Below are 14820 nucleotides of genomic sequence, written 5' to 3' on the forward strand. Positions count from 1 at the left end.
GCAGGCTTCCGGCTCCCCCGTATTAGGCTGTGGGCCCATGAGCGCTTTCCCCAGCATGAATCCCGGCATCTTCGCGGCAGACCTGAAGGCGCAGTTCGAGGCCTTCCTCGACGAGCACCGGGCCGCCCTGCACGGCTGCCTTGACGGGCTGAGCGAGCAGGAGGCCCGGGCCTCGCTGGTCCCCTCGCGCACGACGCTGCTGGGACTGGTCAAACACGCCACGTTCGTGGAAAAAGTCTGGTTCGACGAAGCCGTCACGCGCCGGAGCCGGCAGGAGATCGGCATACCGGCGACCCCGGACGAGTCCTTCGTCCTGGACTACGGGGACACCATCGCAAGCGTCCAGGCCGCGTACCGGCAGGCCTGCGCGGAGTCACGCGGCCGGACCGCGTTGCTGCGAGTGGACGACCTGGTCACCGGCAACCGCCGCGGACCGCTGCCACTGAGATGGGTCTACCTGCACATGCTGCGGGAACTCGCCCAGCACTGCGGGCACGCCGACATCCTGCGCGAGCAGATCTTCGCTGCGCGTGCCGCCGGCTGACTCCCCGGCTAGGCCTGCAGGGCTGCGAAGTCGCCCTCGCTGAGAGAGGCGTACCGGCCGTAGGCGCCCAGCACGGCCGCTTCGACAGCCGCTACATCCATGCCCGGCACCAGGTCATCGGCGGCCCCCGCCGTCGCCGGGTCCCACTCCAGGCCCAGGGCCGCGTAGCTGGCCTTGAGCACGGCCCTGATCGGCGCGGAGTTCTCCACGATGATCACCGAACTGAACAGCCAGCCGCCAGAGACCACGCGCTGGGCGGTGCCGATGAGTTTGATCCGATGCTGCGGTACCCGCGGATCCTGCCCGTGAACGCTGAACTCCCCCGGGCAGTACTCGCCGGGGATCTCCCCGGCGGCCGCGTCCACGCCGGCGTCGCGCAGTGCCTGCGCCAGCAGCTCGCCGAAGAAGGAGAACCGTCCCTTCGCGCCCGCGATCGCGTCCGCGTGCGGCTCCAGATGGTCGATCACCAGGGTCCCCTCGTGGTACGCCGCGGCCCGGCCGCCGGCCTTCCGGACCAGCGGCTCGAAACCCAGCTCCCGGCAGGCCTGCGCCGCGGCGTCGAAACCGGGCAGGTGCGTGTCGCGCTGGCCGAACGCCACGGTCGGCGCGGGCCGGTAGAGCCGCAGCATGGGCCCCAACGCTCCGGTCTTCACCCGCTGCAGCAGCGCCAGGGCGAGGTCCAGGTCCGCCGCGGCGCCGAGCGAGTGCTCCTGCCGGAACACCGTCAAGGTCCGGGGTCCGGCCGCGGCCTGCTGCATGTTGTTATGCTCCCTTATGCTCATTCTGCAATTCCTGGTGGTAGCCGCTGCTTTCGCCGCCATCGACGCCGTCTGGCTCAAGTCGATGAACAAGTTCTACCGCCGGCACCTGGGCCACCTGATGGCGGACAAGCCCCATCTAGGGTACGCCGTGGTGTTCTACGTGCTGTACATCGCCGGGATTGTCTTTTTCGCGCTCCGCCCTGCGCTCGACGGCGGCAGCTGGCTCACCGCGCTGGGCTACGGCGCCGCACTCGGCGGGTTCGCGTACGCCACTTACGACCTCACCAACGCCGCCACGCTGAAGAACTGGCCGCTGGCGATCGTCGTGGCGGACATCGCGTGGGGCGCGTTCCTGACCGGCCTGGCCACGACCGTCGGCTGGCTCGTCTTCCACTGACCCGCCGGACCGTCCGGCCTCTGCGCCGACCGGCTATTAGCTCTTGCGCAGCGTCAGGATCTGCTCGGCCCGCCCAAAGGGACCCTGCAGGTCGTGCAGCACCGTGGAGGTCAGGCCGATGCCGTCCGTGCCGAACGAGACCTCGTTGTCCAGGCCCAGCCATTCCCCCTCCGGCCGCCGGTACATGTGGATCTGCAGGTCCAGGTTGGGGAAGGCGTAGCTGTCCTTGCCCGGCGGAACCCGCGCGGCAATCCCATTGGCCGTATCCACCAGGCCGATCAGCCGGGCCAGGTCGCCGCTGTCCGCCCGGTCCGTGAGCGGGTGGTCGGTGTGCAGCCAGACGGTGCCGGAGCCGGCGCGGTGGCCCTCGGCGATCCGCATGGTGAGCGACGCGATGTACCCGCCCGGCCAGACGGTGGCGGCGTCGTACGGCTCGCAGTCCTCCGGCGCGGGGATGCGGGGGTCTTCGAAGGCGGCCACGGCGGAGGTGTCGGAGGTGATCATCCGCCAGGCCGTCGCCCGGATCGCCACGCGGCCGCCGGCGACGAGTTCGGCCTGCAGCAGTTCGATGGTCCGTCCGGGGCGCAGCGTGGTGGTGATGACTTCGAACTCGCCGCCGGGGATAAGACCGAGGATCTCGTAGCTGATCCGCGCCATCCGCATGTCCTCCCGCGGCTCGTGCCGGGCCAGGCAGTCAGCCATGATGCCCGACGCCGGCGCCATATGCTGCTCGTGCGCGTTCCAGGCGCCCTGGGCGTGGATGGTGGAGCGGAACCGTCCCTCCCCCAGCACCTGGTAGTAGAAATCGCCTTCGGCCAGCACCGGTAGTTCAGCAGTCAACGTCGACCCTTTCGCCGCATCGTTCAGAGAATCCCACTTACCCTATCGCCTGCGGCCGCCGCCGCTTCAGCCTGCGGTTGCGGCGGGGCCGCCGGCCGCGGCGCGGGCACTTCCCGGCCCGCATTGTTCCCGTCCGATCCGCCGGACTGGGTAGACTCGGGAGCAGCTTTACCCCGACTATTGCGCGAAGAGGTGCTCCCCCTGATCCGAGTTATCAGCTACAACCTCCGCAAACACAAGGCCAGCGGCGAACTGGAGGCTTTGGCCAGCGGCTACGGGATTGATGCGCTCTGCCTCCAGGAGTGCGATACGGAAGACCTGCCCGACAGCATCGGCGACCTTCACCTCGCCGACGCCACGCGGGGCAACCGGCTCGGCCTGGCAATTTACTACCGCAAGGACCGTTTCACCGCGTACGAGACCAAGACCTTTGCGCTGAAGAAGTCCCTGCACGACCGGGTGCTCGCACCGGCCCATGAGCGCCTCATCGGCACCCGCGTGGTCGACAACGAGACGGACCACGACCTGGTCATCGCGTCTTTCCACGCGGCGCCCCTGACGGCGTCGAACTCTCTACGCCGGAACCAGATCCACGCCGCGCACGCCGAACTGCTGAGCATGGGCGGCGGGCTGATGACGCTGATGGTGGGCGACTTCAACTACCCGTTCTTCACCAAGTACCTCACCGAGCAGATGAAGGACGCCGGCTACGAGCTCTCGCTCAGCGACCGGCGGACCTACACCCGGTACAAGGTCTTCAAGGGCCACTTCGACTTCGCCACGTCCCAGGGCCTGATGATCGAAAAGGTCGAGACGCTGCCGCGCGGCGCCTCCGACCACCTCCCCATCCTCATCACCGCGGAGTACGGCCAGGACGCCCCGGGGATGCCGGGCGAGGCAGCGCCGGCCTGACCGCCGCCTGGCTGGGTATGTTGCCTGGCTGCTCTCCGCCGCCCGTCGAACGGGCCGGTTCTTAAGCGTTTCTTAACGGGCCCCGGGAAGAGTGGGTGAGGACGCGTTTCCGCGTCACCACCCGACGCCGAAGGATTCCATTGGCTGGACCCGCCCCTGACCACCGCAGTGCAGCATCCCGCCGTGGCGGGGCGCGCCCTGCCGCCCCGCCACGCTTCCGGCCCCTCCCCCAGCCGAGACACTGGCTGCTAGCCGGGGTCCTGCTCTGCGCCGCCGTCATCGTGCTGGGCCTGACGGTGCAGCTGGTACCCGACGATACCGCGGCCGAGCTGGGCGTGGACCAGAGCCTGAGCCGGCAGCACGCCGCGGCGCTGACGGCCGTGGCGATGGGCATTAACGTGCTCTTTGGCCCGGTGGCCGGGTTGGTGCTGGTCGGTGCCGTCGCCCTCTACCTCTGGCTGGTCCGCAGCGACCTGGTCACGGCCGTGGCTTTCGGTTTGGCGGCCTGCTCCGGCTGGGTGGCCAGTGAAGCCTTCAAGCTCCTGATCGGCCGGCAACGGCCGGACCCGAAACTGCTCTTCGATCCGCTCGCCCCGGAGACCGGCTCCAACAGTTTCCCCTCGGGCCACGTCTCCTTCGCCGTGGCCCTCGCCTTCGCGCTGTATTTCCTGGCCCGGGGAACCCGCTGGTCCAAGGCAGCCGCCGTCGCCGGGGCGGCCATGGCGCTGGTCGTGGCCTGGTCGAGGCTCTATGTCGGCGTCCACTACCCCACCGACGTCGCGGCCAGCTTCCTGGCCGCGGGTGCCGCGGTGGTCCTGCTCGCCGGAGCGTGGAACCGTTTCGCGCCCCGGCTGGTGGAACGCCTGCCTGCCGGCGCACTCCTACGTTCGAGCCAACCCTAAGGAAATGACCGTGCACAGCATCCTGTCTTCGGGACTGGTCCCGGCCCTGGCGGCCGCGGCCGGAACCCCCTCCCTGCTGGATCCGGCCAGCCTGCTCGCGGGCCTCGGTCCGGCCGCGCTGGGCGTCATCGCCGCCATGGTGTTCGTCGAATCCGGGGTCCTGTTCCCGTTCCTGCCGGGCGATTCGTTGCTCTTTACGGCCGGGCTCCTGCACCAGCAGCTGCAGCTGACGCTGCCGGTACTGATCGGCGTCGTCACCGCGGCCGCTATCGCCGGGGACCAGGTTGGCTACATGCTGGGACGCACGTTCGGCCGGCGCTGGTTCAAAGACGATGCCAGGGTGCTCAAGACGGCCCACCTGGCCACCACAGAGGACTTCTTCCGCCGCCACGGCGGCGCCGCGGTTGTGCTGGCCCGCTTCGTGCCGATGGTCAGGACGTTTGCGCCGCTGACCGCCGGCATCGGCCGCTACGGCTACCGGTCGTTCACCCTCTGGAACATCGTCGGCGCCCTGGCCTGGGCGACCTCCGTCGTGCTGCTGGGCACCTGGCTGGGACACTACGAGATCATCGCCAGAAACATCGACGTCATCGCCGTGGTGATGGTCCTCGTCTCCGTCGTGCCCGGCGTGATCCAATTCCTCAGGCGCCGGCGCAGCAACCGGGCCGGGGCCGGGGCCGACGCCGACGGAACCGGCCACGACACGGCCCGCCGCATACCGGCCGGGGAACCAGCCGCGGAAGAATAGGCGGCATGACACCCGCTGACCGGCCGTCCCTGCTGCTCGTCGAAGACGACCCCGTCCTGGGCCCGCTCATCGCCGACCTGCTGGAGCCGGACTACCGGGTCCGGCTGGTCGCGAACGGGCAGGACGGGCTCCACCTGGGGCTGACCGGGGCCTGGGACGTGATGGTGATCGACCGCGGGCTGCCCGTGCTGGACGGGATTGCCCTGATCGCCGCCCTGCGGTCCAGGGGCATCTTCACCCCAATCCTGGTCCTGACGGCGCTGGGCGCCCCGGACGAGAAAGTACGCGGACTGGACGCGGGCGCCAATGACTATGTGACCAAGCCGTTCGACGCCGGCGAACTGGCCGCGCGGTTGCGCGCCCTGACCCGCACCTACCCCGCGCCCGCCGCGACCGTGAGCCTCGGCGACTGGGAGCTGGACCCGGCGTCGCGTTCGGTCCGCTCCGTTTACGGCGCCCTGGTGTCCCTGACGGCGAAAGAGGCCGACCTGCTTGCTGCCCTCGCCGCGGACCCCGGCCGGGTCTTCACCCGCGACGAACTGCTCGCCGGCTTCTTCCAGCCCACGGACCAGCCCGGCGTGATCGATACTTACGTCCACCACCTGCGCCGGAAAATTTCCAGGTCGGTGATCCGCACCGTCCACGGCGTCGGCTACCAGATCGGTGACGCGCGTGACTAAGGGAGCCCATGACTAAGGAATCGCTGCCGGGCGGCACGCCGGATCAGTCCACCCTCCGGTCGGCCTCGCTGAAAGTGGCGGTGCGCGTCACCGCCGCGTGCGCGGTGATGGTGCTCTGCCTGCTCGCCGTCGCCGCCGGCTACCTGATGAACAAACTAGCCCAGCCGGAGTTGCCGCCCCCCGCAGCCGCCGGGACCTACGCCTACCTGGATTCCAAGGATCTGCTGGAGGCAATGATTATTGCCGGAGCGGCAGGCATCGCATTGGCCGGCCTCGTCGGCTGGCTCAGCGCCCGCAGCGCCATCCGCCCGCTGGGAGAGGCGCTGGCCCGGCAGCGCCGGTTTGTCCAGGATGCCAGCCATGAGCTGCGCACGCCGCTGGCCATCCTGGACACCCGGATTCAGCTTGCGCAGCGCGACGTCGTCCCGGACTCCGCGTCGGGCCGCAACCTGGCCAGGATCCGCGAGGATGCGGCCACGCTGACCGGAATCGTGAACGAACTGTTGCTGGCCGCGACCGCGGCCGGCCCGGATGCCGGGGCCGAGCCAGTGGAGCTGGCCGACATCGCAGCGTCCGTCGCCGAGAGCCTGCAGCAACTGGCGTCCGCTAACGACGTCGTGCTGGACTTTGCCGCCACGGCCCGGCCGCGGGCCAGGATTGAGCCGAACGCCCTGCGCCGGGCGGTGCTGGCGCTGGCGGACAACGCGCTGGCCCACACGCCGCCCGGCGGCCGCGTCACGATTTCCACGGCTGCGCAGGAGCACCAGGCCGTCATCAGCGTCGCGGATACCGGTCCCGGGATCACCGGCGTGGACCAGGACCGGATCTTCGACCGGTTCGTCAGGACCGCCGGCCCGGACGGGGCCAAGGGTGAGCGGAGCTTCGGCATCGGGCTGTCCCTGGTGCGCGAAATCGCCATGGCCGCGGGCGGCACGGTGGAAGTGGCCCGGACCGGCGCCGAAGGAACGCTCATGCGGATCATCCTGCCCGCGGCCGGGACCGGCGCGCGGTGAGCTTCCTGTCCCTGGCACTGATCGCCGTCGTCGCCCTGGCCGGCCCCCTGCTCGCCCTGCCGGTGCGCTGGCGCCTGCCGGTGGTCCTGGGCGAATTGCTGGCGGGCGTGGTGATCGGGCGGACGGGGTTCGCATGGGTCGATCCGGATGACCACACCTTCACCCTGCTGGCGAACATCGGCTTCGCGCTGGTGATGTTCGTCGCCGGGACGCATGTGCCCGTGAGGGACTCCTTGATCCGCACCGCGCTGGGGAAGGGCCTGACCCGGGCAGCGCTGGCGGCCGGCGCGGCCGTGGTGGTTGGAACCGGCATGGGCCTGGCACTCGGCACCGGCCATGCCCCGCTCTACGTGGTGCTGCTGGCTTCCTCCTCCGCAGCGCTGGTCCTTCCGATTGTCGACTCGTTGCGCCTGGGCGGACCCCAGGTGACCGCCATGACGGCACAGGTGGCCATCGCCGACATCGCCTGCATCGTCGCGTTGCCACTGGCCGTGGACCCGCCGAATGCCGGCCGCGCCGCCGTCGGGGCGCTCGCGGTAGGGACAGTCGCCGTCGCGCTCTTCTTCGCGCTACGCTCGCTGGAACGCAGCGGCACCCGCCAGCGCATGCACCGTCTCTCCGAGCAACGGAAATTCGCCCTCGAGCTGCGGATCCAGCTGGCCCTGCTCTTCGCGCTGGCGGCGCTGGCCAACTTTGGCCACGTTTCTGTCATGTTGGCCGGCTTCTCGTTCGGCCTGGTGGTGGCTGCCGTCGGCGAACCGAGACGCCTGGCCCGCCAACTCTTCGCCGTCAGCGACGGCTTCCTCGGTCCGGTCTTCTTTGTCTGGCTGGGCGCGTCCCTGAACCTGCGCGACCTCGCCGGCCACCCGGACATGGTGGTGCTGGGGCTGTCGCTGGGGATCGGTGCAGTCCTGCTCCACGCCGGCCTGCGGGCAGTGGGCCTCCCCCTGCCCCTGGGGGTCCTCTCGGCAGCGCAGCTCGGCGTGCCGGTGGCAGCTGCCAGCATCGGCACGCAACTCCACGTGCTGCTGCCGGGAGAAGACGCCGCCCTGCTCTTGGGGGCGCTGGTCACCATGGCCGCCAGCGCGGTCGCCGGATCGCGGGCCGCCAAGTCGTTCGCCCGACCGCCGGACTCCGGCAACGCCAAACGCTGAACCCGCCTACCGGGCGCTCCGGAAACGCGAATCCGTGCAACTTTGCCCCACGGGTTACCGGGAAGTAGCCCCGCGCGCCCAGAAACGCCTGCACAAACGTGCAGAACTATCCGCCCACAGGGAAAACTTCCCTAGCGTGAAATGAAGAACGTGAGCCGGATCACAGTGGGGAACGGATCCCTTACCCACGTTCGTCCACACCGACCCCTCAGTGGCGAGGGGCCCGACCGAAGAGGTATTTCCGTGTCCCAGCACAACACATCAGCCCGCACCAAGCGCGCCGCCTCCGCGGCGGTGGGCGCGATTGCCCTCCTTTGCGGCTCCCTGGCGGCTTCGCCCACGGCCAACGCCGACACCGTCGATGTGTCCCCTCCCGGAGCCAACGACTGGTCATGCAAGCCCACGACGGCGCACCCTTTCCCGGTGATTCTGGTCCCGGGGACCTTCGAGAGTATGGCCAAAAACTGGGCGAGCCTGGCGCCAGTCCTCAAGAGTGAGGGCTACTGCGTCTACGCCCTGAACTACGGTTCCACGAACGGCATCGACGCTACCGGCCCGATCGCCGATTCCGCTGCGGAACTCGCCCCTTTCGTCGACGCCGTGCTGGCCGCGACCGGCGCGCCCAAAGCAGACCTGGTGGGACACAGCCAGGGCGGCATGATGCCGCGGTACTACCTGGGCTTCCTGAACGGCGAGGACAAAGTCAACCATCTGGTCGGCATCGCCCCGTCCAACCACGGCACGGCCGGGCTGATTACCCCGGCGCCGGACTCCGTGCCGCCGGCCACCTCACTGGGCGGCTCCAACTGCCAGGCCTGTGCGGACCAGCAGGCGGGCTCAGCGTTCCTGGCCACGCTCAACTCCATCGGCGACACCGTGGCGGGCCCGGCCTACACGGTCATCTCAACCACGCATGACGAGGTGGTGACGCCGTACCAGAGCCAGTTCCTGGCAGGGCCTGCGCAGCAGGTCACCAACATCACCGTCCAGGACAAGTGCCCCGCCGACCTGATCGAGCACGACCAGGCGCCCAACGACCCGGTGGTTCAGCGCCTCGTCTCCAATGCGCTGGGGCGACCTGCCGGCCAGCCGGCGGACCCTGCCTACCAGCCCGCTTGCCTCTAGGCGGGAGTCCATCCGGCCGGCGGACGTAGAATCGAGCATGGAACCCGCCAGCCCGCCGGCAACCCGGAATTGAGCGGGGCTCCGTGCGCCGCCGCTGGAGCGGAAGCATCCCACCCGGGCTCAGGATTGTCCTTGGCTACCGGCGTTCCTGGCTGAAGTCCGACCTGGCCGCGGGGGCTGCCCTGAGCGCCGCCCTGATCCCGGCCGGTATGGCCTACGCCGAAGCATCCGGCCTGCCGGCCGTCACCGGCCTGTACGCCTCGGTGATCCCCCTGCTGGTGTACGCCGTCTTCGGACCGTCACGGGTGTTGATCGTGGGCCCGGACTCGTCCCTGGCGCCGATGATCGCGGCGGCGATCGTGCCCCTGGCTGCCGGGAACCCCGGTCACGCCGTGGCCCTGGCCGGGGTGCTGTCCCTGCTCATCGGGGCGATGCTGATCGTTGGCCGGTTCCTCAAACTCGGTTTTGTCACCGGCCTGCTGTCTAAGCCCATCCGGGTCGGCTATCTCAACGGCATCGCTCTAGTGGTGATCGCCAGCCAGTTGCCCAAGCTGCTTGGCATTCCGGCCGACGCCGGTTCACTCGCCGGCAGCCTCGCCGGAGCAGCGCGGTCACTGCTCCAGGGCACCGCGAATCCGGTGGCACTGCTGTTCGGCGCCGGCACCGTCGCGGTCATCCTCGCCTGCCGGGCCCTGCCGTGGAAGGTGCCCGGCGTGCTGCTGGCCGTGCTCGCGTCCATGGCCGCCACCGCGGCGGCCGGGCTGAGCGCGGCCGTTCCGGTGGTGGGCGCGCTCCCGGCCGGACCCCCGGCAGCCGCCCTGGGCAGCGTCCGGCCGGAGGAAATCCTGGCCTTGCTGGGCCCGGCGGCCGGCATCGCGTTGATCGCCTTCGCGGACACCTCGGTGCTCTCGACCAGCCTCGCGCGCCGGCGCGGCGCCCACGTCGCAGGAGACCAGGAAATGGGTGCGCTCGGCTTCGCCAACGCGGCCTGCGGACTGTTCGGCGGTTTTCCGGTCTCCGGCAGCACTTCCCGCACCCCCATCGCGCTCGAAGCCGGGGCGCGGAGCCCCCTCAGCGGCGTGATCGCGGCTGCCCTGGTGGTGCTGTTCATGCTCGCCGCGCCCGGGGTCACGGCGTTCCTGCCCTCCAGCACCCTGGCCGCCGTGGTTATTGTTGCCGCGTTCTCGATCGTTGACGTCCGGACGCTCCTCCGGCTCATCCGGATGAGCCGGACCGAAGCCGGGCTGCTCCTCGCAACCTTCCTCGGCGTCGCCTTCGTCGGCGTCCTGGAGGGTGTGGTGGTCGCGATCGCCCTGTCCCTGATCGCCTTCGTCCTGCGGGCCTGGGACCCGTACCGCACGGAACTGGCCAGCGTCGACGACATGCCCGGGTACCACGACCTCAACCGTCACCCGGAAGGCCACCGGGTGCCGGGCCTCGTCATTGCCCGTTTCGACGCCCCGCTGTTTTTCGCCAACGGAGCCGTGTTTGCCGAGCACATCCGCACGCTCGTGGCGCGGGCCCCCGCTCCGGTGCGGTGGGTGGTAGTGGCCTCGGAGGCCATTACAGATCTCGACACCACTGCCCTCGATGACCTCGTGGAACTCGATGACGAACTCGCCCGGAAAGGCATCAGCCTGGTCTTCGCCGAGATGAAGGGGCCCATCAAGGACCGGCTGATCCGCTTCGGCGTCAGCAGCCGGTTCGGCCCGGACCACTTCTTTCCCACCGTGCACAGCGCCGTCCGCTCCTACCGCCGGGAATTCGGCCTGTCCTGACCGAAGTGTGTGCCCAGATGACAGTTCACGCCGATGTTTGCTGGAAACACCGGCGCGAGCTGTCATCTCGCGTGCTGGGCGGTCTCGCCGCCCAGGAGGAGACGACTCAGCCGCGGAGTGGAATGACCTCCACGCTGTCGTCCGGTCCGGTGATGACGAGGACGCGTTTGCCGGCCACACCGGACAGGGCATCGGCCAAGCGGCCCGCCGGATCCAGCCCGGCCGCGGCCGCGGGCACGGCCCCGGCAGCGGCAGCGGTCGCGGCAGGGGCGGCGGGCACACTACCCGCCGGCACGGGGAGGCCGACGTCGGCCCGGCTCCAGACGGTGACCCCGGCGCCGGTCAGTTCCTCGATTCTCCGGCGCAGCGGTTCCGGGTCGGAGCCGGCCACCAGGATCACGTGCCCGATCGTGCGTTTCCGGCCAATGACGGCAGGTTGCCGGGACCGGTCCTGCCGCCAGACGGCGAAGTGGTACCCGGCGGCCAGGCCCGTGGCCACCAGCAGGCCGAGCGGCGCTCGGATCCGGTCCACCAGGCTGCCGCCCGTCACGTCGCCCAGGAAGAACTCGAACAACCGGTAACCGATCACCAGCAATGCCACCAGGGCCACCACAGCGCTGAGGCCAAAGACCGCGATGAGGTAAACGCGCCGCCCCGTCGGGACTGCGGCCTCCTGCCGGTGCTGCCGTGCCGGCCGCCACGCCAGCCACCAGACGCAGCCGCCCACGGCGAGGGAACTGATGCCGCCGAGCAGCAGGGTCCGGGCGTTCCCGCCGGCCAGCGGCGACACCGCAATGGACAGCGCCGCATTCACGATCACGCCAACGCCGCTGGCGGCCGCTGCCAGCGCCACGCCCGATGTCACCAGCACGCCCGCCTGCCGGGTCCGTTCGGAACGACCCACCGCGGCCGTGCGGTAATAGCGCCAGACCAGCGAGCCGATGGCGGCTGCGGCCATGGCGGCACCCAGCGGGGCGAGCAGTTCGGTCAGCGGGTCCTGCCGGTCAAAAGCCAGCCTGAGCAGCACGAACAGGACCGTGCCGGCCCCGCCCAGGGCCAACAAACCGGCCGCCAGCACCCCGACGACGATCAACCCCACGTCCGCGAACCCGCCCCGCAGCCTGCGTGCACCCCCGTGGAACCAGTGCCACCACCAGACCAGGGCTCCCCCGGCCGCCCACATCAGGTCCCGCACCGTGGACTGCCACCACGGATCGAGGACCGAGGTGAACTCCTGGGAACCGCGGATCGCGATGTCGAGCAGGCCCCCCAGCGCCGTGACCGCGGCGCCCACGCCAAGGCCCAGCCCGAAGTAGGTGCCGATCACGGCCGGCACGTTCGCGAGCTCGAGCGGGCCCCGCACCGGGTGGCGCCACATCCAGCGGTGCCAGATCCAGACCAGCGCCCAGACCAGCCCGACGGCCAGCGGCGAACGCCATTCCGGATCTCCCCGGCCGACGAACGACGCCACGACCGCCAGCAGGGCAGTGACGGACATAATGACGGAATACGTATAGACCGCCGCGACGTAAAGACCCCACGACGGGGCCGCGCGTTCAGCCGGCTCGTCCAGCCGGCGCCAGACAAGCCACCAGAGCAGCGCCGCGAGCGGACCGCCGATCAGGGTGAACGCCAGCGACAGTGCCAGTCCCGCGATGCCCTCACCGGCGAGCACCTGGCCGGCGCGCAAAAGCCGCTCTACCAGCCCGCTGAGGCCGTTGGCGGCGATCATCACCAGGGCGAAAAGCAGGACGAAGACAATCAGGCGGCGGACCTTCGCCTGAGCGGACCCGGTCACCGGGCCGGCGTGCACTGCGGTATTGCTCACTTCTTCAGCACCCCGCCGGTGCACGTCTGCAGGTTGTACGGCAGCTCGTTGATCAGCCATTGGCCGTTGACCTTTACGAGTCCGATGACGGCCTCCTCACTGTATTCGGTGGGTCCGAAAGGCCCGTCCGGCGCAGCGTGCACTATGGAGATCCGGACCGTGGCGGTATCGTCCCGCTCGGTCGTGGAGACCAGGACCACCCGGCTGGCCTCGGGGTTGCCATAGTAATTGGCGCACCGGGAGCGGGCGTTTTCGGTGAGGTAGGCTTCCGCAGCGGCGGTGTCCGAGTCGATGAACGCCCTGCTGTAGCGCTGCACCACTCCGGCCGGGGAAGACTCATCCAGGGGTTGCGGTTCGCCGCGGAGGAACACCACGCTAAGCGCCACGACCACCAACACCGCGATCGCCGCCACGATGCCCAGCAGGACCCGGTCCGGCCGCCGCCGTCCGGGGCCCGGCTCTGCCGCCGGAACCGGCTCTGGCCCCTGCCCAGCCGGGGCACCGTCGTGGGCCGCTGCCGGCGGTCCGGGGTCCTTCGGCGGATGCCTCATGCCGTCAGTATGGCCGGGCCGCACCGGGCCGTCATGGTGTCTTTAGGCCCTTTCAGCAGTTCCGTGGGTCTTGCACGCTGGCAACAGACGTTACTCTCAGACGATGGGCACCATGCACACAAATATCGGCCCCAAACTGGCGGGCACCCTGCTGCTGTTGCTCGGCCTGGCGGGCCTCCTGCTGGCCGGCGCGCCGGCGGCGCTCGCCGTCCCGCCGGCCGCCGTCGTCGTGGAGGACCGGGCCGGGGTCCTGGACCGCAACACCCTGCTCCCCGCCGTCGAAAACATCGATTTCTACCAGCCCACCAGGGTGGCCGTCTATACGTACAACGGCAACGCGGCCGACAACCTCAATGAAGAGGTACTGCGCTTCGCCCGCGCGGAGCACCCGGACTGGATCAGCCAGGACGGGCAGAAGTGGGCGGACGGCCTGTTCATCTTTGCGCTGGACCCGGTGGGCCGGCACGTCGGAACGTACATGGGCGAGGACCGGAAGGTGTCCCTCGAACAGCGCGCCGACATCCAGGACGCCGCCAAGGAACTGTTGCGCGATGCCCAGTGGACGGACGGGACGATTGCCGGCATCCGCCGCGGCGCCGAGCTGATCAACCAGCCCTGGTACCGCTCCACCGCGTTCCTCGTCACTGCCTGGAGCGCCGCAGGGGCCGCTGTGGCCGGTGTGGGCGGCTGGCTGCTCGTGCGCTGGCGGACCCGGGTCGGCGCCCGCCGGGAGATCGCCCGCGGGGACGCAAACTACGCCAACGTGAGCATGGACCTGCAGGTCACCGAACTCAATGCCGGCACCATCCCGGAGTCCTCGCGCTACGGCAGCACGGTGCTGGAAAAGCACCGGACTTTCCTGAGCCGCTACAACGCCGCGACGGAGCTCTCCAACCAGGTGCATGCCTTGACACGGCGCCAGCTGGGCCGCCGGTCCAGCCTGGCGCTGGCCCGCAAGTACGCCGACGCCGCCGCCGAGCTCGACGCCCTCGACGATGTCATCTCGGACACGAATGCGCTGCTGAACCGCGGGTCCATCTGGGCGACGGCGTGGGACCGGCAGCTCGCGCCCTTCCGCAACGACCTGGCCGGCATCGAAGGCATGCTCGGAAAGAGCCACGGCGAAGGCGGTTCCGCGACAGCGGCGTCGCTGCGGGCTTTCCGGGACCGCAGCCAGCGGGACATCGAACGCTGGACCGCTGAACTGTCCGAGGGCAGCATCAGCCCGGAGACCGCCCTGGACCGGCTGCGCGACGCCCGGACCGAACTCTCCGAGCTGCTCAAGAGCCACGCGGACACGGTGATCGCCGGCTACGCCCGCAACGAGCGCGAAGCCAAGCTCATGCGCAAAGGGATGGAGGACGCCCAGTCCGGGGCCGGAAAGAAGCAGCGGCGCAGCTACGAGCCCAGCATCCTGGGCACGGTGTATCCCTCCTACTACTTTTTCTCCGTCCCCACGTTCAACACCGGTTTCACCAGCGGCGTCGGCAGCGTCAGCACCGCCCGGGGCGGCAGCACAACGGGATACGGCGGCAGCGGCGGCAGCTTTTCCGGCTCGGGCAGCTCGTCCAGCTTCTAGGAAATGTG

At 69.9% G+C, this 14820-nt stretch carries 15 protein-coding genes; 11 read left to right on the plus strand and 4 right to left on the minus strand.

Going from position 1 to position 14820, the window contains the following annotated elements; genetic code table 11:
- Positions 1-37: 37 nt before the first annotated feature.
- Positions 38-544 (plus strand): DinB family protein, encoded by a 507-nt coding sequence (locus AC1MED_RS10080; RefSeq protein ID WP_479783175.1) that lies wholly within the window; start codon positions 38-40, stop codon positions 542-544.
- A gap of 8 nt (positions 545-552) precedes the next feature.
- Here AC1MED_RS10080 and AC1MED_RS10085 read toward each other — a convergent pair whose 3' ends face one another.
- Positions 553-1302 (minus strand): lipoate--protein ligase family protein, encoded by a 750-nt coding sequence (locus AC1MED_RS10085; RefSeq protein ID WP_479786647.1) that lies wholly within the window; start codon positions 1300-1302, stop codon positions 553-555.
- A 16-nt stretch (positions 1303-1318) separates the two neighbouring features.
- Between AC1MED_RS10085 and AC1MED_RS10090 the strand changes: the two genes are divergently transcribed.
- Positions 1319-1702: a DUF2177 family protein gene (locus AC1MED_RS10090; RefSeq protein ID WP_346960719.1), complete on the plus strand. Its 384-nt coding sequence runs from the start codon at positions 1319-1321 to the stop codon at positions 1700-1702.
- Between the two features lie 36 nt (positions 1703-1738).
- Here AC1MED_RS10090 and AC1MED_RS10095 read toward each other — a convergent pair whose 3' ends face one another.
- Complete coding sequence (locus AC1MED_RS10095) at positions 1739-2542, minus strand: thioesterase family protein (RefSeq protein WP_346960720.1); 804 nt, start codon at positions 2540-2542, stop codon at positions 1739-1741.
- A gap of 204 nt (positions 2543-2746) precedes the next feature.
- Here AC1MED_RS10095 and AC1MED_RS10100 point away from each other — a divergent pair, with 204 nt between their 5' ends.
- The 8 genes from AC1MED_RS10100 to AC1MED_RS10135 all read left to right on the plus strand — a co-directional run bounded on the left by AC1MED_RS10100 (position 2747) and on the right by AC1MED_RS10135 (position 10854).
- Complete coding sequence (locus AC1MED_RS10100; RefSeq protein ID WP_346960742.1) at positions 2747-3454, plus strand: endonuclease/exonuclease/phosphatase family protein; 708 nt, start codon at positions 2747-2749, stop codon at positions 3452-3454.
- Positions 3455-3594: 140 nt separating this feature from the next.
- Positions 3595-4356, plus strand: coding sequence for a phosphatase PAP2 family protein (locus tag AC1MED_RS10105; RefSeq protein ID WP_479783176.1), 762 nt, complete (start codon positions 3595-3597; stop codon positions 4354-4356).
- Positions 4357-4360: 4 nt separating this feature from the next.
- Positions 4361-5104, plus strand: a complete 744-nt coding sequence (locus AC1MED_RS10110) for a VTT domain-containing protein (RefSeq protein ID WP_346960722.1) — start codon at positions 4361-4363, stop codon at positions 5102-5104.
- A gap of 5 nt (positions 5105-5109) precedes the next feature.
- Complete coding sequence (locus AC1MED_RS10115; protein WP_479783177.1) at positions 5110-5784, plus strand: response regulator transcription factor; 675 nt, start codon at positions 5110-5112, stop codon at positions 5782-5784.
- 8 nt (positions 5785-5792) lie between these two features.
- Positions 5793-6797, plus strand: a complete 1005-nt coding sequence (locus AC1MED_RS10120; protein WP_346960724.1) for a sensor histidine kinase — start codon at positions 5793-5795, stop codon at positions 6795-6797.
- The gene (locus tag AC1MED_RS10125) at positions 6794-7951 is read left to right on the plus strand and encodes a cation:proton antiporter (protein ID WP_479783178.1); all 1158 of its coding nucleotides are present in this window, start codon (positions 6794-6796) and stop codon (positions 7949-7951) included. Before AC1MED_RS10120 ends, AC1MED_RS10125 begins: the two co-directional genes overlap by 4 nt.
- A gap of 243 nt (positions 7952-8194) precedes the next feature.
- On the plus strand, positions 8195-9076 hold the full coding sequence (locus AC1MED_RS10130) for an esterase/lipase family protein (protein ID WP_479783179.1): 882 nt from the start codon (positions 8195-8197) through the stop codon (positions 9074-9076).
- 83 nt (positions 9077-9159) lie between these two features.
- Positions 9160-10854 carry a SulP family inorganic anion transporter gene (locus tag AC1MED_RS10135; RefSeq protein WP_479783180.1) on the plus strand — a complete coding sequence of 565 codons (1695 nt, stop codon included), beginning with the start codon at positions 9160-9162 and terminating at the stop codon, positions 10852-10854.
- Between the two features lie 106 nt (positions 10855-10960).
- On the opposite strand, the gene AC1MED_RS10140 is transcribed toward AC1MED_RS10135, so the two are convergent.
- Positions 10961-12682 (minus strand): DUF5671 domain-containing protein, encoded by a 1722-nt coding sequence (locus AC1MED_RS10140; protein WP_479783181.1) that lies wholly within the window; start codon positions 12680-12682, stop codon positions 10961-10963.
- Positions 12679-13233: an LpqB family beta-propeller domain-containing protein gene (locus AC1MED_RS10145; protein ID WP_479783182.1), complete on the minus strand. Its 555-nt coding sequence runs from the start codon at positions 13231-13233 to the stop codon at positions 12679-12681. The genes AC1MED_RS10140 and AC1MED_RS10145 overlap by 4 nt, the downstream gene beginning before the upstream one ends.
- A gap of 103 nt (positions 13234-13336) precedes the next feature.
- Here AC1MED_RS10145 and AC1MED_RS10150 point away from each other — a divergent pair, with 103 nt between their 5' ends.
- The gene (locus tag AC1MED_RS10150; protein WP_479783183.1) at positions 13337-14812 is read left to right on the plus strand and encodes a DUF5129 domain-containing protein; all 1476 of its coding nucleotides are present in this window, start codon (positions 13337-13339) and stop codon (positions 14810-14812) included.
- The last annotated feature ends 8 nt before the right edge of the window (positions 14813-14820 follow it).

The sequence above is a fragment of the Arthrobacter sp. BI5 genome (assembly GCF_056680065.1).